This is a genomic window from Celeribacter indicus (genome assembly GCF_000819565.1).
Taxonomy (GTDB): Bacteria; Pseudomonadota; Alphaproteobacteria; order Rhodobacterales; family Rhodobacteraceae; genus Celeribacter; species Celeribacter indicus.
This window is the reverse complement of record NZ_CP004393.1, coordinates 2,963,831-2,983,842: the sequence shown is the minus strand read 5'-3', so window position 1 is coordinate 2,983,842 and position 20,012 is coordinate 2,963,831. Positions and strand designations below refer to the sequence as shown.

Genomic DNA, 20,012 nt, shown 5'->3' with positions numbered 1-20,012 from the left:
CGGATCAGGCCGCAGGCATAAAATCCACCGGGCAGTATCAATACGAGCCTGATCAGCGAACCTCAGGGGATCCTTCGGGATCCCCTTTTTTCTTGGGCCTTTCCGTGCAGATCGCCCGCGACGGTCCTCCGGCGGGCCTGCGGGACCGGCGCGGGGGAGGGCCGCGTCAGCCCTTGCTGCCGCGGGCGAGCGCCGCGACGCCGGTGCGTGCGGTCTCGATAAGCCCGAGCGGGCGCATCAGATCGGCAAAGGCGTCGATCTTCTCGGAGGTGCCGGTCATCTCGAAGACGAAGCTTTCAAGCGTGCTGTCGACCACATTGGCGCGGAAGATCTCCGCGAGCCGCAGCGCCTCGATGCGTTTCTCTCCGGCGCCCTGGACCTTGAAGAGGGCCAACTCGCGCTCGATCGACGGCCCTTCCACGGTCAGGTCGTGGACCTCGTGCACCGGCACGATCCGCCCCACCTGGGCCTTGATCTGTTCGATCACATCGCGCGTGCCGGTGGTGACGATGGTGATGCGGGAGCGGTGGCCCTCGTGATCGACCTCCGCCACGGTGAGGCTTTCGATGTTGTAGCCGCGGCCCGAGAACAGGCCGATGACCCGCGCCAGCACGCCCGGCTCGTTTTCGACCAGCACGGCGAGCGTGTGTTTCTCGATCACCTCGGCATGGTAGTCGCGGAGGTCATAGGCGGAATGGCTGGAGGAGCCTTGCTGGATACGTAGGGCAGACATGTCTTTCCTCTCCCTCAGGCCGCGCAGTCGAGCGTGGCGTCGAATGTGTTGATTTCATCGCGTTTCACCAGCGTGCGCACGGCACAGCCGGAGGCGGTTTCGATGGCGGAACGGGCGGCCTCCTCGAGTTCCGCGAAATTGAGGCGGCCCGTGTGGTAGTTGCGCGCGACGGCGGTGCCGCCCTTGAGTTCGACCGCGAAGTCGAAGCCGCCCTGTGACACCGGGATCGCGTCGGGCGAGGCCATGCAGCCCGCGAGCCCCCAACTCGCCACCAGTGCGGCGAGGGCGGTGCGGAGCACTTTCCCGAGGCGGCTCATCAGACCAGCACCGCCCCGTCGGACCGGATCGCGCCCTCGACCGAGGCTTCGCCGAGGAGCATCTCGTTATGCGGCTTGCCCGAGGGGATCATCGGGAAGCAGTTTTCGTGTTTCTCCACGAGACAGTCGAAGATCACCGGGCCGTCGTATTCGAGCATTTCCATGATCGCATCGTCCAGATCCTTCGGATCCTTGCACAGGATGCCCTTCGCGCCGAAAGCCTCGGCAAGCTTGACGAAATCGGGCAGGGCCTCGGACCAGCTCGAGGAATAGCGCTCGCCATGCAGCAGCTGCTGCCACTGGCGCACCATGCCGAGGCGTTCGTTGTTGAGGATGAACTGTTTCACCGGCAGGCGGTATTGCACCGCCGTCCCCATCTCCTGCATGTTCATGAGCCACGATGCCTCGCCCGCGACGTTGATCACGAGGCTTTCGGGATGGGCGAGCTGCACACCGATCGAGGCGGGGAAGCCATAGCCCATCGTGCCCAGCCCGCCCGAGGTCATCCAGCGGTTCGGATCCTCGAAGCCGAGGAACTGCGCCGCCCACATCTGGTGCTGGCCCACTTCGGTGGTCACGTAGCGGTCCATGCCCTTGGTCAGCGCCTCGAGCCGTTCGAGCGCGTATTGCGGTTTGATCACCGTTTCCGAGGGCTGATAGGTGAGGCAGCGGACGTCGCGCCAGCCGTCGATCTGCTTCCACCAGGCCGAGAGGTCCTGTTTCCTGCGCCCGCGCGATTTCCAGACCTTGAGCACATCCTCGAGCACATGACCCACATCCCCGATCACCGGCAGGTCGACGCGGATGATCTTGTTGATCGAGGAGGGGTCGATGTCGATATGCACCTTTTTCGAATTCGGGGAGAAATCCTGGATCCGGCCGGTGATCCGGTCGTCGAAGCGCGCGCCGATGTTGACCATCAGGTCGCAGCCGTGCATCGCCATGTTGGCCTCGTAGAGACCGTGCATGCCGAGCATGCCGAGCCAGTGCCTGCCAGAGGCCGGATAGGCGCCGAGGCCCATCAGCGTGGAGGTGACCGGAATGCCGGTCGCATCCACCAGCTCGCGCAGCAGTTGCGAGGCGCCGGGGCCGGAATTGATCACGCCGCCGCCGGTATAGAAGACGGGGCGTTCCGCCTTCTCGATCAGCGCGACGATGTCGTTGATCTCCTCGATGGAGGCTTTCACCTTCGGCTGGTAATGGCTCACCTTCGCCTTGGCGGGCGGCGTATATTCGCCGTCGGCGAACTGCACGTCCTTCGGCAGGTCGATGAGCACCGGTCCCGGACGGCCGGAGGTCGCGACGTGGAAGGCCTGGTGAATCGTTTCCGACAGCTTGTCGGTGTCCTTCACCAGCCAGTTGTGTTTCGTGCAGGGGCGGGTGATGCCCACCGTATCGGCTTCCTGGAAGGCATCGGTGCCGATCATGAAGGTCGGGACCTGGCCGGAGAAGACGACGAGCGGAATGCTGTCCATCAGCGCATCGGTCAGCCCGGTGACGGCATTGGTCGCGCCCGGCCCGGAGGTCACCAGCGCAACGCCGGGCTTGCCGGTCGAGCGCGCATAGCCTTCCGCGGCATGGATCGCGCCCTGTTCGTGGCGCACCAGGATATGCCGGATATCGTTCTGCTGGAAGATCTCGTCATAGACAGGTAGGACGGCGCCCCCCGGATATCCGAATACCGTGTCCACACCCTGATCCTTCAGGGCCTGGACCACCATTTTCGCTCCGGTCATCTGACGTGTCATCTTCGGTCTCCGTTCACGCGTCGCTCATGTGTTTTCGGCAATAAAAAACCCCCGGATCTCTCGAGCGGGGGCGCATGGGTTCCGTTATGGTCAACCGTCACCGGCCCATGCGCGTGTTCCCTACGAGTACGATAATGCCAGTCATGGCGTCCGGGCTCCTTACTGCGTGGGCGGACATTAGGTCGCCCCCGCGCGGGCGTCAACTGCAAAAGAAGGCTTTCCTTGCATAAAATGTCGTGCGAAAACTTCAGGGTGAAACATTGTTGCGCCCTTTGGTCGGGCGCGGCGGGGATCACAGGTCGAGGGGCTGCGCGCCCTCCTCCCCCGGATCGGGTGCGCCGGGGATCTCGGGCCCTCCGGGATCCGGCAATTGCGTCTCCGGGTCGAAGAAGGCCGCCCCGTCGGTCATGATCGCGCGCCACCATTCGATCGTGTCCTCGAAGGTCTCCCGCGGCAACCCGCCGAGCAGGGAGAAGCTGAAATCGAGCGCGAGGTCGCCCTCCGGGTCCACGGAGGCCTTGCCGAACCGGTATTCGTAGTTGAACCGGTTCACCCGCTCGAGATCGGTCAGGTAGTAGTCGCCGTCGAAATAGGCCGAGAAGGAGGCGGTCTCGCAGGCGGTGCGCTCCTCGCAATTGTAGAACAGGAGGCTGTATTTCATGCCGTCCATGCGGCCCTGGAACATCGGCACGCCCTCGCCGTCCACATCGCGGGTCACCTCGCCGTGGCCGGAGAGGATGTCCTCGATCCGGTCGAGCGTCTCGAAACCGATCCACTCCCTCTCCTCGGCGGCAAGGGGGGCTGCGAGGCCGGCGATCGCGAGGCCAAGGGCGGCGGGCGTCAGGCGGCCCGCACGGCGGAACCTCGGGAGGAGGGGCAGGGACATGGAACACTCCTGTGCGTCGTCCGTCCAAGCCTAGTCCTTTCGGCGCGCGCGGTGCAAGGGGGGCAGGGCGCGCCCGCGGCGCTCCGTGGCGTTTCACATGGCTGTCGCAAATCCGTCATCCCGCTGTTGCGCGGGCTTGGCACCTGTTGAGACCGGAGCGCGTGCGAGTCCCTCGCGCCGCGCCTGGTCTATCCAGCAACAGAGATACAATGGAGCGAGAGATGAAGGACAAGGACATCATCAGACTGTCTTGGGACGAATTCGACGAGATGCGCGATCCGCGCCCGGCGACGAACGATTTCGATGCGGTGGTGGAGCGCGCGATTTCCCGCCGCGGCTTCCTCGGCGGTGTGCTGGCCTTCGGGTCGGGGGCCGCGGTGATGGGCACGGGGCTTCTGTCTTCGACCACTTCGGCACAGGCGCAGGCGGCGGCCTTCCGGTTCACGCCGATCGACATCGCCACCGACCATGACATCCACGTCCCCGAGGGCTACCAGTGGAAAGTGCTGGTGCGCTGGGGCGATCCGCTCTTTTCCGAGGCGGAGGGCGCCTATTCCCCCGAGACCGGCGTGCCGGTCGGGATGTCCGACAAGGTCTTCGGCGAGAATACCGACGGCATGGAGACCTTCGTCGACGGCGACCATACGGTGCTCGCGATCAACTCCGAATACGTGAACCCGGAGATCAACCTGCCCGCCGCCTCCGAAGGCGTCGCGAAATCGGCCGAGGAGGTGACCCTGCTCAAACACATGCAGGGCGTGACCGTGATGGAGATCGCGGACAATGGCAACGGCTATGAGGTCGTGGTGGACAGCCCCTACAACCGGCGCATCCATCACGAGACGGAGATGGTCGCGGACGGTCCGGCTGCCGGTTCGGACTGGTTCAAGACCGATGCGGATCCGACCGGTCTCGCGCTCAGGGGCACGATGAACAACTGCGGCTCCGGCAAGACGCTCTGGGGCACCTACCTGACCTGCGAGGAGAATTTCAACGGCTTCTTCGGGGCCACCGGCGCCCATGAGGAGCGCGAGGATTATGCGCGCTACGGGATCGGCGGCGAAAGCCCCTATGCCTACGAGAAATTCGATGCGCGTTTCGACATCTCCCAGGAGCCGAACGAGCCCTACCGCCACGGCTGGGTGACGGAGATCGACCCGCTCGATGCGGCCTCGACCCCGGTCAAGCACACCGCGCTCGGCCGGTTCAAGCACGAGAATGCGGAGATGGTGCAGGCCGCCGACGGGCGTGTCGTGGTCTATATGGGCGACGATGAGCGCGGCGAATTCATCTACAGGTTCGTCTCGAACGGCGTCTACGAGGAGGGCGGCTCCACCGAGGGGCTTCTCTCCGACGGCACGCTCTTCGTGGCGAAGTTCAACGACGACATGACCGGCGAGTGGCTCCCCCTCACGCCCGAGACGACCGGGATGCCGGTCGAGGAGATCCTCGTCTTCTCGCGCATGGCGGGCTCGAAAGTGGGCGCGACCACGATGGACCGCCCGGAATGGGTCGCGGCCCATCCGGGCCGGTCGGAGGTCTATTGCGCGCTCACCAACAACTCCAAGCGCGGCGGCGACGCCATGCCGGTGAACGCGGCGAACCCGCGCGAGACCAACGAATACGGCCAGATCGTGCGCTGGCGTCCGGAGGGCGAGGATCACGGCGCGGACACCTTCACCTGGGATCTCTATGTCATGGCCGGCAATCCGAAACTCCACGACGACGCCTATCGCGGGTCGGAGAATATCACCGAGGGCAACATGTTCAACTCGCCCGACGGCATGGCCTTTTCCTCCGACGGGCTGCTCTGGATCCAGACCGACGGCGACGACAGCAACGAAGGCGAGTTCGAGGGGCAGGGCAACAACCAGATGCTCCTCGGCAATCCCGATACCGGGGAGATCGCGCGTTTCCTCACCGCGCCGAAGGGCGCCGAGGTGACCGGCCTCACCTGGTCGCCCGACCGGAAGGTGGCCTTCGTCGGCATCCAGCACCCCGGCGGGTCCTGGCCGGACGGGGAGGGCAAGCCCCGCTCCGCCGTGATCGCCGTGTGGCGGGAGGACGGGGCGCTCATCGGCTGAGCCGCCACGCCGGTCCGGGACGGGCGCGAGGGAGATCTCGCGCCCGTTTGCTGCGTTTCGGGATGCCCTTGCGCAATCTTGTTGCGATCGGGCGGCAAAATAACTCACCTTTTTGCACGAAACAGCTCACGGAGCCTCTTCAATCCGGCGTGCAGTCTCTATAGGCTGCCGACGATTTCGTCGCGGCCGGGCTTACCGGTCGCGACCCGGACAGAGTGAGGAGACCTGACCCATGGACCGCCGTTCCTTTCTGAAAACTTCCGCCCTCGGGGGCGCTTCCGCCGCGCTGGCCGCGCCGGCCATCGCGCAGGGCGCGGGCCGGACGCTCACCATGGTCTGCGCCTGGCCGCGCGGCCTCGCGGGCGTGTGGGATGCCGTGGAACGTTTCGTCGACAACGTGCAGACGATGTCGGACGGCGCGCTGACCATCGACGCGCGCGCCGCGGGCGAGCTCGTCGGCGGGCTCGAGGTCTTCGACGCCGTCACCGCCGGCCAGGCGGACATGTATCACGCCGCGGATTACTACTTCACCGGTCAGCACCCGGCCTGGGCCTATTTCACCACCACCCCCTTCGGCATGACCGCGCCGGAGATGATGACGTGGTATTACGGCATGGACGGCCAGCGGCTGCACCGCCAGTTGGGCGAGGTCTTCGGCCTTCACACCACCATTGCCGGCCAGACCGGCGCGCAGGGCGGCGGCTGGTTCCGCAAGCAGATCAACACGGTTGCCGATTTCCAGGGGCTGAAACTGCGCATGCCGGGCCTCGGTGGCGAGGTGGTCGGCAAGCTCGGCGCCTCGGTGCAGGTGATGGCCGCGGGCGAGATCTACCAGGCGCTTTCCTCGGGGGCGCTCGACGGCACCGAATGGGTCGGCCCGTGGTCCGATGAAAAGCTCGGCCTCCAGGAGGTCTGCGACTATTTCTATCCGGCGGGCTTCCATGAACCGGGCTCCGCGCTTTCGGTGAACACCAATCTCGAGGTGTTCAACAGCCTCACACCCGCCCAGCAGCGCATCATCGAGGTGGCCGCCGCCGAATGCCACCAGTTCGACTACGCGCTGTTCAACGCCAACAACGGCCCGGCGCTCGAACGCCTCATCTCGGGGGGCACGCAGATCCAGGAGTTCTCCGACGAGATCTGGGACGCCTATGGCCAGGCCTCCCAGGAAGTGCTCGACAGCCACATGGACGACGACATCTTCCGGGAGATCCGGACCTCCGCCGATGCGGCGATGAGCACCACGGCGGGCTGGCTCGGACGGTCGGACAACGTCTACACCCGTCAGCGCACGCGGGTGCTGTCGAGCATGTGAGCCCTCGGGACAATCGGACGACCGAACGCGCGGGGGAGCTTTCCCCGCGCGTTTTTTGCCTGCGGTGCCCGGAGGGGCGGCCGCACAGGATCGGCACCACCGGCCCCGGCCGGTCGCCAGGGTCATGTGCTCTCATACGGAACCGTCGGCGCGCGCGGAGTACTCCAGAGTGTCCTCCTCCGCCGCCTTCGCCGGCCTTGCGCTCCCCTGCGACAGGAAGGGCCCGAGGGTCATCAGGAGATCACGCGATGCGGCGGGTGTCGCCGCGGGTGGGCCATGTCGCGACCTCCTGCGGTTCTTCGTGAAACCTGCGCGCCATGGCTGGCACGCGCGGAGCGGCGTATAACCCTGCTGCGCCGGCCACGGCTGCCGATGAAGGTCGCGCCTCGCGATGCCGGCTCCGCGTCATGCTTTCGCGTCGCTCCATGAGATGTCTCCGCCCGGAAGACGGTTTTCGTGCCGTCCGGCACAGCCCCGCGCGGGACGGCCCGATGGTTCCGCGACGCGCCTGGGACCGGCCGCCCGCAATGGCCGGCCTGTCGTCGTCACGAGACCGGCGGGCAGGGGCGGCGCCGGGAAACGGAGCCGGAGAGAGGTTCGGGACGTGACGAAAAACGGGATGCGCCCAAGTTTCGCACGTCTTTTTCGCCTCACCAACTTGCCGCCTGCGCCCTGTCGCGCTAAGGCAGCGCCGGAGCGGCTGGCAAGGGCGCGGGTTCCGACAGGCGGAAGGGACAACGGGGACATGGAAGAACAGGCGACCACATCGGGGCTCGGCGCGCTGGCGGAGGCGATCCTGTCGCTTTTCGTCAATCTCGGTCTGGGCCTCTGGCACAGTCTCTACGCACTCTCCCATCCGGGCCTCTGGCTCGACTGGTCGGACAAGGAGAACCTCGCGCGCTTCGTCTATTACGGCGGCTCGAAGGAATTCCTCTTCGTCTTCATCGACATCGTGCTGATCCTCACCGTGATCGGCTTTCTCCACCGTCCCTTCCTCTGGGCGCTGGTGCGCGGGCTCGAGGCCATCGCCAACACCACCGGACGCATCGCCGCCTGGGCAGGGCTTCTGATGGTGCTGCAACAGATCATGGTGGTGTTCCTCCAGTCGGTCTTCCGGCAGGGGGAGATCACCATCGCGCCCTTCGGCGCCGGGTTCACCCAGTCGGTCGGCTGGTTTTCTGAAAGCCTGAAGTTCGAAAATGCGCTCGTCGTCGCGCTCTGCGTCTCCTACGCCTTCGTGCAGGGCGCGCATGTGCGCGTCGACCTGATCTATTCGGGCGTCGGGCATCGCGCGAAACGTGCCATCGACATGTTCGGATCGCTCGTCTTCATGCTGCCGGTCGCGCTTCTGACCTGGATGTATGCCTGGTTCTTCCTCTGGCGGCACCTCATCACGCCGAAGGTCTCGGCCACGAGCCAGCTCGACCTGCTGCTGCGCCAGTCGGCGGTGATGCGCTGGAACGTGGAGACCGTGTCCTTCTCGGCCAACGGCTTCAACGGCTATTTCCTGTTCAAGATCCTGATGCTCGCCTTCCTCGCGCTGGTGATCCTCCAGGCGCTCGCCTTCTTCTACCGCTCCTTCCTCGAATTCGCGGAAGGCGAGGAGAGCGCGGGGAGATACCTCGACCGCGACACGCTGGGCGAGGGCGAAGAAGCCTACGAAGGCACACATTGATTCAGGGGCGGTGAGACATGCTTTTCGGACTTGATGGCGTAGAAATCGGCCTCATCATCGTATTCCTCTGCCTCTTCGGCGGGATCCTCACGGGCTTTCCGGTGGCCTTCGCCATCGGCGGCGCGGGGCTTCTCTCCTTCGGCATCATCGCGGCGCTCGACAGCGCGGGCATCCTCGTGCACCAGGCGATCGACACGGGTTCGCAGGCCTATCGCGAGATCGTCAATTCCGGGGTCAACCCGGTCAATATCTCGCATTTCAGATATCCCGACCTGCCGACCCTGACCCAGCCGCTGTTTCCCGGCGGCTGGGAGAGCGCGGTGGACCGCAACCTCTCCTTCATCGTGAACCGGATGAACGAACGGGTCTTCGCCGGCGCCTCGATCGAGACGCTTCTGGCGGTGCTGATGTTCGTGATGATGGGGATCGTGCTCGAGCGGTCGAAGATCGCGAACGACCTTCTGACCACGATGGCGCGCGTCTTCGGTCCGCTGCCGGGCGGCCTCGCGGTCTCCGTCGTGATCGTCGGCGCCTTCCTCGCCGCCTCCACCGGCATCGTGGGCGCGACCGTGGTCACGATGGGGCTCCTGTCCCTGCCGACCATGCTGCGCCACGGCTATTCGCCGCAGCTCGCCACCGGCGTGATCGCCGCCTCCGGCACGCTCGGCCAGATCATTCCGCCCTCCATCGTCATCGTGCTTCTCGGCACGCTCGCGGGCGACATCTATTCCGCCGCACAGGAGGCGCGGGCGCAGGCGGCGGGCTGTACCGATGCGCTCACCTACCTCGGGGAACCCGCCGTCGTCTCGGTCGGCACGCTGTTCCAGGCGGCGATGCTTCCGGGCATCTTCCTCGCCGGGCTCTATGCGCTCTACGCCTTCGGCTACGCGCTTCTGAACCCGCACAAGGCGCCGCCGGTGCACCTGTCGCACACGCGTCACGAGACGATCACCCGGCGCGAGGGCATCCTGTGGTTCCTCGCGGTGCCGGTCCTTCTCGTCGGCGGGGTGCTCCTGTCCGGGCAGGCGGGACTGTCCGGCAGCCAGAGCATCGTGGTCTCCGGCTTCACTCAGGCGGGGGATCGCGCGAGCCTGCGCACCAATGTCTCGCCGCAATGCCAGGAGGCGATGATCGAGCTGCACGGCCAGATCGCGTGGAACGCGGCGGTGGCCGAACAGGAAGCGATCGACGCCGCCGGCGGCAGCCAGCAGAGCGTCGCGCGCAGCCCCGAAGAGATCGAGCGGCTCACCGCGGAGGCGGTACGGACTGCGCCGAAACTCTCCGGCAGCCTGCTGGCCGTCATGCTCCTGATCGGCCTCGTCTTCTCCTTCGCGCGCGGCTCGGCGCCGTCGGCGAACCCGCTGCCGCTGCTCGTGGGCACGGCGGGGATCGCAGCCGTGCTCGCCCTCGACGCGGCCTTCGTCAGCCCGCTTGCGAGCTCCGGAACCGCGCTTCTGATCTATCTTTTGCCCTTCGCGGCGATCGGCTACGGCCTTGTCGACGCGACGCGGCACCTCGCGAGGAACGAGCTGTTCCGCGTCGTCTTCCCGCCGCTCGTGCTGATCGTCGCGGTGCTGGGCTCGATCCTCGGCGGCGTCACGAACCCCACGCCCGCGGCCGGGCTCGGGGCAGGGGGCGCGCTCCTGCTCGCCGCCTATCGCAAGCTCGCCGATCACCGCAAATCGGGCAGGATGATCGTCGGCACCGCCTTCGCCATCGTCCTGATGATCCTTGTCGGCTCGAATTTCGACCTGCGCATGGGCCGGGGCAACGTCCCCTTCGAGGACTGGGTCGCCTATCTCGTGGCGCTCGGCGCCTATTACGTCGCGATGTTCGGCATCCTCTACGCCTGCTGGGTGCTGCTGCGGGACGGCACGCTCGGCATCATCGTGCGCGAGACGGCGAAGGTGACCTCGATGGTCTTCACCATCCTCATCGGCTCGCAGCTCCTGAACCTCGTGGTGATCTCCTTCGGCGGGGAGCATTACATCCAGCAGTTCCTGCGCTCCTTCGACAACGAGTTCACCGTGTTCCTCCTGGTGATGCTGGTGCTCTTCATCCTGGGGTTCGTGCTCGATTTCCTCGAGATCATCTATATCGTCGTGCCGATCGTCGGACCCGTGATCTACGGCGGCACGATGGACCCGAAATGGGTGACGATCATGATCGCGGTGAACCTCCAGACCTCGTTCCTCACGCCGCCCTTCGGCTTTGCGCTCTTCTACCTGCGCGGGGTCGCGCCGGCGAGCGTCACCACCGGGCATATCTACAGGGGTATCCTGCCCTTCGTGCTCATCCAGCTCGCGGGGATCGGCATCCTCTGGACCTTCCCCGAGATCGTCACCATCGTGCCCAACCTCCTGTCGCGCTGATCCGCGCGACAGGCACAGGCAAGGCTCCGCTCACCGGCGGGGCCTTTTTTCTTGCCCGCGCAAAATCGGGGATTGCGTCACGGCAAATAACTTATAAAAATAGTAGGACATTAGTCAGGAGCGCCCCATGTCCTTTCAGAACCAGAATCCTTTCGCCACGCCGTCCCCCCGCGAAGGCGCGATGCCCGTGGGCAAGCTCGCCCAGCTCGACGAGCCGGGCCGGCTGGTGGTGACCCTTTTCCGCGGCTCCGAGGCGCTCCGGCGCGACAGCGACATGGGCCGCATCTTCAGCCAGATGATGATGGTGTTCGACCGCCACGGCCGCCGGCCGCTGATGCGTCACGGCATGGGCTGCGATTGCCTCGGGGCGGACGAGGCGGTGCTCGCGCAATTCGTGCGCCTCGCCGCGCAGGGCGCGCGCGAGGATGCGACGCTGATGGCGATGCTGCTGGTGCGCGGGGACATGGCGCCGCTCGCGGTCTCGCTGGCCGAACAGCTCGGGCTGACGATCCGCCAGACGGTCGGATTGCGTCCCCGCCCGCCGGTCGGGATGGCGATGCACTGAGCGCTCGGGGGGCTTGGCAAAACCCTGCCGCCGCCCGCGCGGTCGCATTTCCTTCCGCTGCGGGCGGGTCTAGCTTCGCGCCATGACGATGCTGAATTTCCACGTTCTCGATGCGCGCGGACATCTGTCGGGGGACCGGGACTGGCTCCTCGACCGGCTCCGTGCAGCCTATGCGAGCGCGGCACCGCTGTTGCCGCTCGGGCCCCTCGACGTCGTGCTGCGGGCGGGCGACAGGGTCATTCCGGAAAAGGGCCATCTGGGCTATGCGCCCGAGGCGGGGCGGATCGAGATCGTGGTCGATCCCGCCAATCCCGCGCTGCGGGACAATCGCGCCGCCTCGCTCGAGAGGATGTTCGCCCATGAGCTCCACCACGCCGCGCGCTGGGAAGGGCCGGGCTATGGCGCGACGCTGGGCGAGGCGCTCGTGTCCGAGGGGCTCGCCGGCCAGTTCTCCTACGCGCTCTACGGCCCGCCGGTCGAACCCTGGGACGCGCTCCCCATGAACGAGGTGCGGGCGCATTTCGACCGGGCGGCGGAAGACTGGACCTCCGGCTACGATCACGCGCGCTGGTTCTTCGGCACGGGCGATCTGCCGCGCTGGCTGGGCTATTCCATCGGATATCTTCTCGTGGGGCGGCTTCTGTCCACGGCCGCGGGCCTCAGCGCCGCAGGGCTCGTGCACGCGCCCGCCCTGCGCTTTCGCGCCGGGCTGAAGATGGCCTGAGCGAGCTCAGATCTCCGTCTTCGGTTTCATCGGTGCGGCCGGGCGGGTGCCATGGGTGTCGGGCAGGTCGATCTTTGCCACCTGCTGCGCGATCGGCTCGGCTTCGAGCGGATGGGCATCGGGCGAATAGGCCTCGGGATCGAGGAGGTCCTCCCAGTGCCCGCCCTGGTAGACCTCGAGCGCGGAGAAGCGCGCCTTGTATCCCATCTTCTTCGAGCCGGGCACCCAGTAGCCGAGATAGACATAGGGCAGGCCCGCCTCCCGCGCGATCTCGATATGGTCGAGGATCACATAGGTGCCGAGGCTGTCCTTGATCAGTTCGGGCTTGTAGAAGCTGTAGACCATCGACAGCCCGTCATCGAGCAGGTCGGTGAGACAGGTCGCCACAAGCTCGCGCGGCGCATCCGGCGTCGGCGGGGCGTAATATTCGATCACGCGGGTGCGGATTGGCGTTTCCTCGATCATCGCGGCGAATTCGAACACGTCCATGTCGGCCATGCCGCCGTCGGCATGCCGGTGTTCGAGATATTCGCGGAAGAGCTCGTATTGCGCCTCCGTCGCCCAGGGGCTTGTCGCGGCGCGTTGCAGATAGCTGTTCTTGTTGAAGGCGCGGCGCTGCGATTTCGACGGCTTGAAATCCGCCACCCGGATCCGGGCGGAGAGGCAGGCGTTGCAATCCGCGCAGGTCGGCCGGTAGAGCACGTTCTGCGAGCGCCGGAAGCCCTGTTTGGACAGGCTGTCATTGAGCTGGTCGGCATGTTCCCCCTGAAGGGAGGTGAACAGCTTGCGCTCCATCCGGCCCTCCAGATAGGGGCAGGGCTGGGGAGCGGTCACATAGAACTGCGGCGCGAGGGGGAGGGTGTGACGCATGTGGTCGGCTTAACGGGATGTCGCGAATGGTGAGTTGATGGCGGATGAAACCAAAGGTAGCCCTTCGCCGGGGGAACGCCAAGTCCCCGCGGCTCTCAAATTTCGATGAAGCGCGGGGGAAATGGCAAAAGGGCGCAGGTTGCGCCCTTTTTCATCGCTGCGTCCCGGCGCCGCTCCCCGGCTCAGTAGATCGAGGGCCGGTTGATGGCGGCGGTGCCGAGGATGAGGTCGGAAAGCCCCTGCTTGCGTGCCGTGGTGAGCATCAGCACGACGGAGACCACCTGTGCGAGGCCGATCGAGCACCATACGGTGAAGAGCCCAGTATGCAGTACCGCCATGCCGAGGTCAAAACGCTCGCCGCGTGCGGTGCGGAACTCGATGCCCATGAGGCGCATGCCGAGCGTGGCGGAGGCGTTCGCCAGCGTCACCACGCGATAGGCAAATCCGACGACGGCGACGAGGACGGGAAAGAAGAAGATGCCGATGAAGGCCGTGAGAGGCACGATCAAGGCGGCGATCACCACCGTCACGATGAGATCGACGACGAAGGCGAGAAGCCGCTTCGTCGGCACCGCGTCGTAAAAGGCGGACTGGGCCGCCGGATCGGGCAGACCCCAGAGGGTGCTGTCGCTGTCGTTCAGGATCTCCATGGGTCTCGTCTCTCGTTGCTGGGGTGTCGGGCGGGCCCTTACGGGGCATAGATGGGAAGGATCGGGGACGGGGGCAAGCCCTTGCGGGCCCGCCCCGGTCGCAAGGCTCAGGCGCCGGCGGTTTCGTCCGTGGCGCGCTCTTCGGCGGCACGCTTGCTGCGTTCGTCCATGAACTGATCGAACTCGGCCTTGTCCTTCGCGGCGCGCAGCCGCTCGAGGAAGGCTTCGAACTGGTCCTGTTCCTCCTCGAGGCGCCGCAGCGTCTCGGCCTTGTAGGCGTCGAAGGCGGAGTTGCCGGAGGGACGGGCGGCCGCGCGGGCGGCGCGGAAGCTTTCGTGGCGGATGCCGCAGGCATGGGCGCGGCGGGACTTGCAAGAGAACATGCGTTTGCTCCAGATCATGTAGGCAAGAAGGGCGAGGCCGACGGGCCAGACGAAGACGAAGCCGAGCACCATGGCGGCGATCCAGGCGCCCTTGCCCTTGTCGTCGAGCCAGGCCTCGGCCCGGCGCAGCCAGCCCAGCGGGCCGTCCTGCGCGGGAACGGTGGTGGCGGTATGCGTCATGTGGGTCCCCTTTCGGATTTGGGAAAACTCTATGTGAATGCCTTTCACATCCCCAAGATGGGCTGCCGTCCCGAGTCTCGCAAGGGGGGATGTGAATGTTTTTTACATTCGGGTCCGCCCGCTGTGCGGAGATCCGCCGCGCCCTGCCGCCCCGGCTGGTCTTCGCGCGGCGCGGTGCCGGTGCGGGGCAGACGGGCCTTGCCCTTGGCACGGCAGAGAAAATCCTGTCGATTGGCCTTGCGCAGGGCGGCGAAACCGCCATTCTCTTGCGCGGAAATGGAGGAGCCCCATGTCGCAGACCACATCCGTCGCAGCCCGCATCACCCGGTTGCCGCGTGCCTATGAGCCCGAGCGCGGACGCGAGGCGCGCGCCGCGGTGCCGGACATCACCGGCGATGCTGCCGCGCTGGTCGAGGGCACGGCCGGCAGCGCGCCCTTCCTGCACGGGCTGGTGCTCAAGGAGGCCGGCTGGCTGCCCGGCGCCTTCGACGATCCGATGGGCGCGGTGGCCGCGGAGATCGCGCGGATGGAGGAGCTGCCCTTCGATCAGGTGAACGCGGGGCTGCGCGCGGCCAAGCGGCGGATCGCGCTGCTCGTCGCGCTTTGCGATCTCGGCGGGGTCTGGGCGCTCGAGGACGTGACCGGAACGCTGTCCCGGCTGGCCGACCGGGCGACCCATGTGGCGCTCCGCGCCCATGTCGGACGCGAGATCGCGAAGGGCAAGATCCCCGGCCAGACCGAGGCCGATGTCGAGAGCTGCGGCGGCATGTTCGCGCTCGCCATGGGCAAGCATGGGGCCTATGAGCTCAACTATTCCTCCGATATCGACCTGATCTGCCTCTTCGACGAAAGCCGGTTCGATCCCGTCGACCGGATGGAGGCGCGGGCCGGGTTCATCCGGGCGACGCGGCGGGCCATGGCGGCGCTGTCGGACCTGACGGGGGATGGCTATGTCTTCCGCACCGATCTCCGGCTCAGGCCCGATCCGTCGGTGACGCCGGTCTGTTTCGCGATGGAGGCCGCCGAACGCTATTACGAGAGCGTGGGGCGCACATGGGAGCGCGCCGCCTATATCAAGGCGCGCGCCTGCGCGGGCGACACGGAGGCGGGGGCGCGCTTCCTCGCCGATCTGCGGCCGTTTGTCTGGCGGCGCCATCTCGATTTCCACGCGATCCGCGAGACCCATGACATGCGGCTGAAGATCCGTGCCCACAAGGGGCTCGGCGGCGCGCTCCGGCTCGAGGGGCACAACATGAAGCTGGGCCTCGGCGGCATCCGCGAGATCGAGTTCTTCGCCCAGACGCGCCAGTTGATTGCCGGCGGCCGTGACCCGGAGCTGCGCCTGCGCGGCACCGTTCCCGCGCTCGAGAAGCTCGCGGAAAAGGGCTGGGTCGAGGCGGAGGCGGCAGAGGTGCTGACCGCGGATTACCGGGCGCACCGCGAGGTCGAGCACCGGCTCCAGATGTTGCGCGACGCGCAGACCCACGAACTGCCCTCGGCGCCCGAGGAATTCGATCGCCTCGCTGCGCTGATGGGGGCCGAAACGGAGGCGATGCGCACGGAGATCGCGGAACGCTGCCTGCGCGTGCATGAGCTGACCGAGGAATTCTTCGCCCCCGGAGAGGCCGCGCCCGCGCCGGACCTCTCGCGCGAGGAGGCGGAGATCACCGCGCGCTGGTCGACCTATCCCTGCCTGCGCGCCGCGCGGGCGCAGGAGATCTTCGAACGGCTGAAGCCTGAACTCCTGGCGCGGATCCAGCGGCTCGACAAGCCGCTCGAGGCGCTGGGCCATCTCGACGGCTTCCTCGCGGGGCTGCCGGCGGGGGTGCAGCTCTTCGCGCTGTTCGAGGCCAATCCGCAGCTTATCGACCTCATTCTGGACATCGTCTCCACCGCGCCGCATCTCGCGCGCTACCTGTCCCGCAATGCCGGCGTGCTCGACGCGGTGATCGGCGGATCCTTCTTCGCGCCCTGGCCGGGGCGGGCGGGGCTGACGGCGGAACTCTGCGAGGGGCTTGCGCGCGCGGGCGATTACGAAAGCGAACTCGACGCCTGCCGCCGCTGGGCGAAGGAATGGCATTTCCGGGTGGGCGTGCACCAGTTGCGCGGCCTGATCTCCGCCGACGAGGCCGGGTCGCAATATTGCGACATCGCCGCGGCCTGCCTTGCCGGGCTCTTTCCCCGCGTGGTGGCGGATTTCGCGCGCAAGCACGGCACGCCTCCGGGACAGGGCGCGATGGTGCTTGGCATGGGGTCGCTCGGCGCGGGCCGGCTGACGGCGGCCTCCGATCTCGACATGATCGTGATCTACGATGCCGGCGGGGTCGAGCAGTCGGACGGGAGAAGGCCATTGCCGTCAAAGACCTATTACACGCGCTTCACCCAGGCGCTGATCACCGCCATGACCGCCCAGACCGCCGAGGGACGGCTCTATGAGGTGGACATGCGCCTGCGCCCCTCGGGCCGTCAGGGACCGGTGGCGACCTCGATCGAGAGCTTCCGGACCTATCAGCGCGAGGAGGCCTGGGTCTGGGAACATCTCGCGCTCACCCGCGGTGCGGCGATCGCCGGGGACGGCGCGGTTCTGGCAGAGGTGGAGGCCTTCCGCCGCGCGCTCATCGCCGGGCCGAAGGACGAGGCGCGGATCCGGCAGGAAACGCGGGAGATGCGCGCCCGGCTGGCCGAGGCGAAGCCCGGCGGGCCCTGGGATCCGAAGAACGGGCCGGGGCGGATGATGGATATCGAGCTTGTCGCGGAGGCGGCGGCGCTGCTGACCGGTGCGTCCTGTTCGGATCTCTACGACCAGCTCGAGGCGGGGCGGACCGGCGGCTGGCTGCGGGCGGAGGAGGCCGAGCGCCTGGCGCAGTCCTACCGGCTGATGTGGCGCCTGCAATCGGCGGCGCGGCTCCTGAGCGGGGAGACGCTCGACCCGGCCGCGGCGGGCACGGGCGGGCGCGATTTCCTGCTGCGCTCGAGCGGGGCGGCAAGCCTCGAGGCGCTGTCGGAGGAGCTGGAGCTGCGTGCGCGCGAGGCGGCCGCGGTGATCGACGCGGTGCTTGCGCGGCCGCTCCCGGCGGGCTAACGGAGAGACGAAAAGGGAGATCCGCATGGCACAACAGACCGATTGGCCGGACGTGGATCCGGCGCTCGATCCGGGCGGGCTGATCCGCGAATCCTACCGCATCGAGGGGCTGGGCCTTCTCGAGGCGCGCTCGATCTTTCTCGATTGGGCGATCAAGCTCGATCCGAAGCTCGACGCCACCATCGCGATCCGCCGGCTCCTCGCGCTTTATGCGCCGGTCGCGGATCCCGCCCATCCGATGACGCGCGTGCTCGAGGAGGGGCTGGGGGAAATGCGGCTTCAGACCGGGCGGCGCGGCGGCTCCCGCGGGCGCCGGGGCTGAGCGCGCCCGGTCCGGCGCGGAGGGCGATCCTCCGCACGCGGCCGGACATGTGCATGTCCCTTCCCGGTCCTCGCGGTGTCATGCAGAACGATGAGAGGCATGAGGGTGAGACGAAGCGCGCCTGCGCGGCGCGCGGGCATCTCAGCGCGGCAGGGCCGCAGCCTCGCGCGCGAGTTCCTCGATCGCCTTCCAGTCGCCCTTCTGCACCAGATCGTTCGGCGCAACCCAGCTTCCGCCGACGCAGAGCGTGTTCGGGAGAGAGAGATACTCGCCCGCGTTCTTCAGCGAGATGCCGCCCGTCGGGCAGAATTTCATCTGCGGCAGCGGTGCGCCGATCGCCTTGAGCGCGGGCGCGCCGCCATTGGCCTCGGCGGGGAAGAATTTCGCGACGGTATAGCCGCGCTCGAGCAGGCGCATGACGTCGGAGGCCGTCGCCGTGCCGGCGAGAAGCGGCAGATCCGCCGCCTCGCAGGCGTCGAGAAGCCGGTCGATCGCCCCCGGAGAAACGCCGAATTTCGCCCCCGCGGCCACGGCGGCGGCGACGTCGTCCGGCGTCAGCAGCGTGCCCGCGCCGACGATACCGCCCTCGACCGCCGCCATCTCGCGGATCACGTCGAGGGCCGCCGGCGTGCGCAGCGTGACCTCCAGGGCCGGGAGACCGCCGGCAACGAGCGCCTCCGCGAGCGGGCGGGCATGGGCGACGTCATGGACGACGAGAACGGGAACGACGGGGGCGAGCGCACAGACCTCTGCGCATTTCACACTGGCCTCTTGGGGCGTCATGGCGGAACCTTTCCTTGCCGGATCTCGGCGCATGTTAGCGCCTGACAGGGCGGGTTTGAACCCCGTTCGGGCGCTCGGCGCCGTCCTTGGCGGGTGCGGGGGCCGGGCTCCCTGCGGATCGGGCCGCCACCGCGCCCGCAGGGCGATTGACCCGGCGCGACGGGGCGATAGTATCGCTGCTGTGTCCTTCCCCGCCCCCGGAGCCCGTCATGTCCGAGAAGACCGACATCCTGTTTCGCCCCTTCAACCATGGATCCCTGCATCTCGGGAACCGCATCGTGATGGCGCCGATGACGCGCAACATGGCGCCGCAGGGCATTCCGGGCGCGCCGAATGCCGCCTATTACGCCCGGCGTGCGGCGCGGGATGTGGGGCTGATCCTGTCGGAGGGCACGGTGATCGACCGCCCCGCCTCCCGCAATCAGCCGCATATCCCCTTCTTTCACGGGCCCGACGCCCTGACCGGATGGAAGCGCGTGATCGACGCGGTCCATGCGGCGGGGGGCAAGATGGGCCCGCAGATCTGGCACACGGGGTCGACCCGCAGCGGCGATTGGGAGCCCGCCGCGCCGGTGGAAAGCCCCTCCGGCCTCGTCGGTCCGGGCGAACCGCGCGGCGTCGCGATGAGCGAGGAGGATATCGCGGCGACGATCGCGGCCTTCGCGCATGCCGCGAAATCGGCGCGGGATCTGGGGTTCGACGTGGTGGAGCTGCATGGTGCACATGGCTATCTCATCGACCAGTTCTTCTGGGAGGGAACGAACCTGCGCGAGGACGGCTGGGGCGGGGTCAGTCTGTCCGAGCGGGCGCGCTTCGCCGTGGAGGTGGTGAAGGCCGTGCGCGCCGCGGTCGGGCCGCATTTCCCGATCCTGATGCGCGTGAGCCAGTGGAAACAGCAGGATTACGGCGCGAAGCTCGCGACGGATCCGCAGGAGATGGAGGCCTGGCTCGCGCCGCTCGTGGAGGCGGGTGTGGATATCCTGCATTGCTCGCAGCGGCGGTTCTGGGAGCCGGAATTCCCGCAGATCGACGGCGAGCACGGGCTGAATTTCGCGGGATGGGCGAAGAAGCTTACCGGCGCGCCCACGATCTCCGTGGGATCGGTCGGTCTGTCGGGCGAGTTCCTTGCGGCCTTCGGCGGCGAAAGCTCGCAGGCGACGCCGCTCGATCTGCTCGTGCGGCGGATGGAAGCGGAGGAGTTCGATCTCATCGCCGTCGGGCGCGCGCTTCTGGCCGATCCCGACTGGGCCTCGAAGGTGAAGCGCGGCGCCTCCCACGAGCTTCAGGGCTTCCGTCCGAAGGCGCTGAGCGATCTGGCCTGAG

At 67.3% G+C, this 20,012-nt stretch carries 17 protein-coding genes; 9 read left to right on the top strand and 8 right to left on the bottom strand.

Translation table 11 applies throughout. The features are described from left to right. Positions 1-166: 166 nt before the first annotated feature. The 4 genes from ilvN to P73_RS24485 form a co-directional block, all read right to left on the bottom strand. Positions 167-733 (bottom strand): acetolactate synthase small subunit, encoded by a 567-nt coding sequence (gene ilvN / locus P73_RS14885; protein WP_043870177.1) that lies wholly within the window; start codon positions 731-733, stop codon positions 167-169. A gap of 14 nt (positions 734-747) precedes the next feature. Further along, a complete protein-coding gene (locus P73_RS14880) occupies positions 748-1,050 on the bottom strand; it encodes a hypothetical protein (RefSeq protein ID WP_043870176.1) in 303 nt (100 codons plus the stop codon). After that, a complete protein-coding gene (locus P73_RS14875) occupies positions 1,050-2,798 on the bottom strand; it encodes an acetolactate synthase 3 large subunit (protein ID WP_043870175.1) in 1,749 nt (582 codons plus the stop codon). Before P73_RS14875 ends, P73_RS14880 begins: the two co-directional genes overlap by 1 nt. A 292-nt stretch (positions 2,799-3,090) precedes the next feature. Continuing rightward, on the bottom strand, positions 3,091-3,684 hold the full coding sequence (locus P73_RS24485; RefSeq protein WP_052453312.1) for a YbjN domain-containing protein: 594 nt from the start codon (positions 3,682-3,684) through the stop codon (positions 3,091-3,093). A 221-nt stretch (positions 3,685-3,905) separates the two neighbouring features. Between P73_RS24485 and P73_RS14865 the strand changes: the two genes are divergently transcribed. The 6 genes from P73_RS14865 (at position 3,906) to P73_RS14840 (ending at position 12,419) form a co-directional block, all read left to right on the top strand. After that, entirely contained in the window at positions 3,906-5,768 is a 1,863-nt protein-coding gene (locus P73_RS14865) for a PhoX family protein (RefSeq protein WP_043871778.1), read from the top strand. A 232-nt stretch (positions 5,769-6,000) separates the two neighbouring features. After that, positions 6,001-7,083 carry a TRAP transporter substrate-binding protein gene (locus tag P73_RS14860; RefSeq protein WP_043870174.1) on the top strand — a complete coding sequence of 361 codons (1,083 nt, stop codon included), beginning with the start codon at positions 6,001-6,003 and terminating at the stop codon, positions 7,081-7,083. Between the two features lie 745 nt (positions 7,084-7,828). Next, the gene (locus tag P73_RS14855) at positions 7,829-8,758 is read left to right on the top strand and encodes a TRAP transporter small permease subunit (protein ID WP_043870173.1); all 930 of its coding nucleotides are present in this window, start codon (positions 7,829-7,831) and stop codon (positions 8,756-8,758) included. 17 nt (positions 8,759-8,775) lie between these two features. Further along, the gene (locus tag P73_RS14850; RefSeq protein WP_043870172.1) at positions 8,776-11,130 is read left to right on the top strand and encodes a TRAP transporter large permease; all 2,355 of its coding nucleotides are present in this window, start codon (positions 8,776-8,778) and stop codon (positions 11,128-11,130) included. 127 nt (positions 11,131-11,257) lie between these two features. Continuing rightward, a complete protein-coding gene (locus P73_RS24480; RefSeq protein ID WP_052453311.1) occupies positions 11,258-11,695 on the top strand; it encodes a hypothetical protein in 438 nt (145 codons plus the stop codon). Between the two features lie 82 nt (positions 11,696-11,777). Next, complete coding sequence (locus P73_RS14840; protein ID WP_043870171.1) at positions 11,778-12,419, top strand: DUF2268 domain-containing putative Zn-dependent protease; 642 nt, start codon at positions 11,778-11,780, stop codon at positions 12,417-12,419. 6 nt (positions 12,420-12,425) lie between these two features. Here the strand turns inward: P73_RS14840 and P73_RS14835 are convergent, their stop codons facing one another. The 3 genes from P73_RS14835 to P73_RS14825 all read right to left on the bottom strand — a co-directional run bounded on the left by P73_RS14835 (position 12,426) and on the right by P73_RS14825 (position 14,502). Further along, entirely contained in the window at positions 12,426-13,289 is an 864-nt protein-coding gene (locus tag P73_RS14835; protein ID WP_052453310.1) for an arginyltransferase, read from the bottom strand. Between the two features lie 182 nt (positions 13,290-13,471). Next, positions 13,472-13,939, bottom strand: coding sequence for an RDD family protein (locus tag P73_RS14830; RefSeq protein WP_043870170.1), 468 nt, complete (start codon positions 13,937-13,939; stop codon positions 13,472-13,474). Between the two features lie 107 nt (positions 13,940-14,046). Further along, complete coding sequence (locus P73_RS14825) at positions 14,047-14,502, bottom strand: DUF2852 domain-containing protein (RefSeq protein WP_043870169.1); 456 nt, start codon at positions 14,500-14,502, stop codon at positions 14,047-14,049. Positions 14,503-14,791: 289 nt separating this feature from the next. On the opposite strand from P73_RS14825, the gene P73_RS14820 reads away from it, so the two are divergent. Beyond that, positions 14,792-17,584 carry a [protein-PII] uridylyltransferase family protein gene (locus tag P73_RS14820; protein WP_043870168.1) on the top strand — a complete coding sequence of 931 codons (2,793 nt, stop codon included), beginning with the start codon at positions 14,792-14,794 and terminating at the stop codon, positions 17,582-17,584. Positions 17,585-17,609: 25 nt separating this feature from the next. Next, entirely contained in the window at positions 17,610-17,906 is a 297-nt protein-coding gene (locus tag P73_RS14815; protein WP_043870167.1) for a hypothetical protein, read from the top strand. 141 nt (positions 17,907-18,047) lie between these two features. Here the strand turns inward: P73_RS14815 and eda are convergent, their stop codons facing one another. Next, the gene (gene eda, locus P73_RS14810) at positions 18,048-18,689 is read right to left on the bottom strand and encodes a bifunctional 4-hydroxy-2-oxoglutarate aldolase/2-dehydro-3-deoxy-phosphogluconate aldolase (protein WP_043870166.1); all 642 of its coding nucleotides are present in this window, start codon (positions 18,687-18,689) and stop codon (positions 18,048-18,050) included. Between the two features lie 209 nt (positions 18,690-18,898). On the opposite strand from eda, the gene P73_RS14805 reads away from it, so the two are divergent. Further along, a complete protein-coding gene (locus P73_RS14805) occupies positions 18,899-20,011 on the top strand; it encodes an NADH:flavin oxidoreductase (RefSeq protein ID WP_043870165.1) in 1,113 nt (370 codons plus the stop codon). Position 20,012 lies beyond the last annotated feature (1 nt).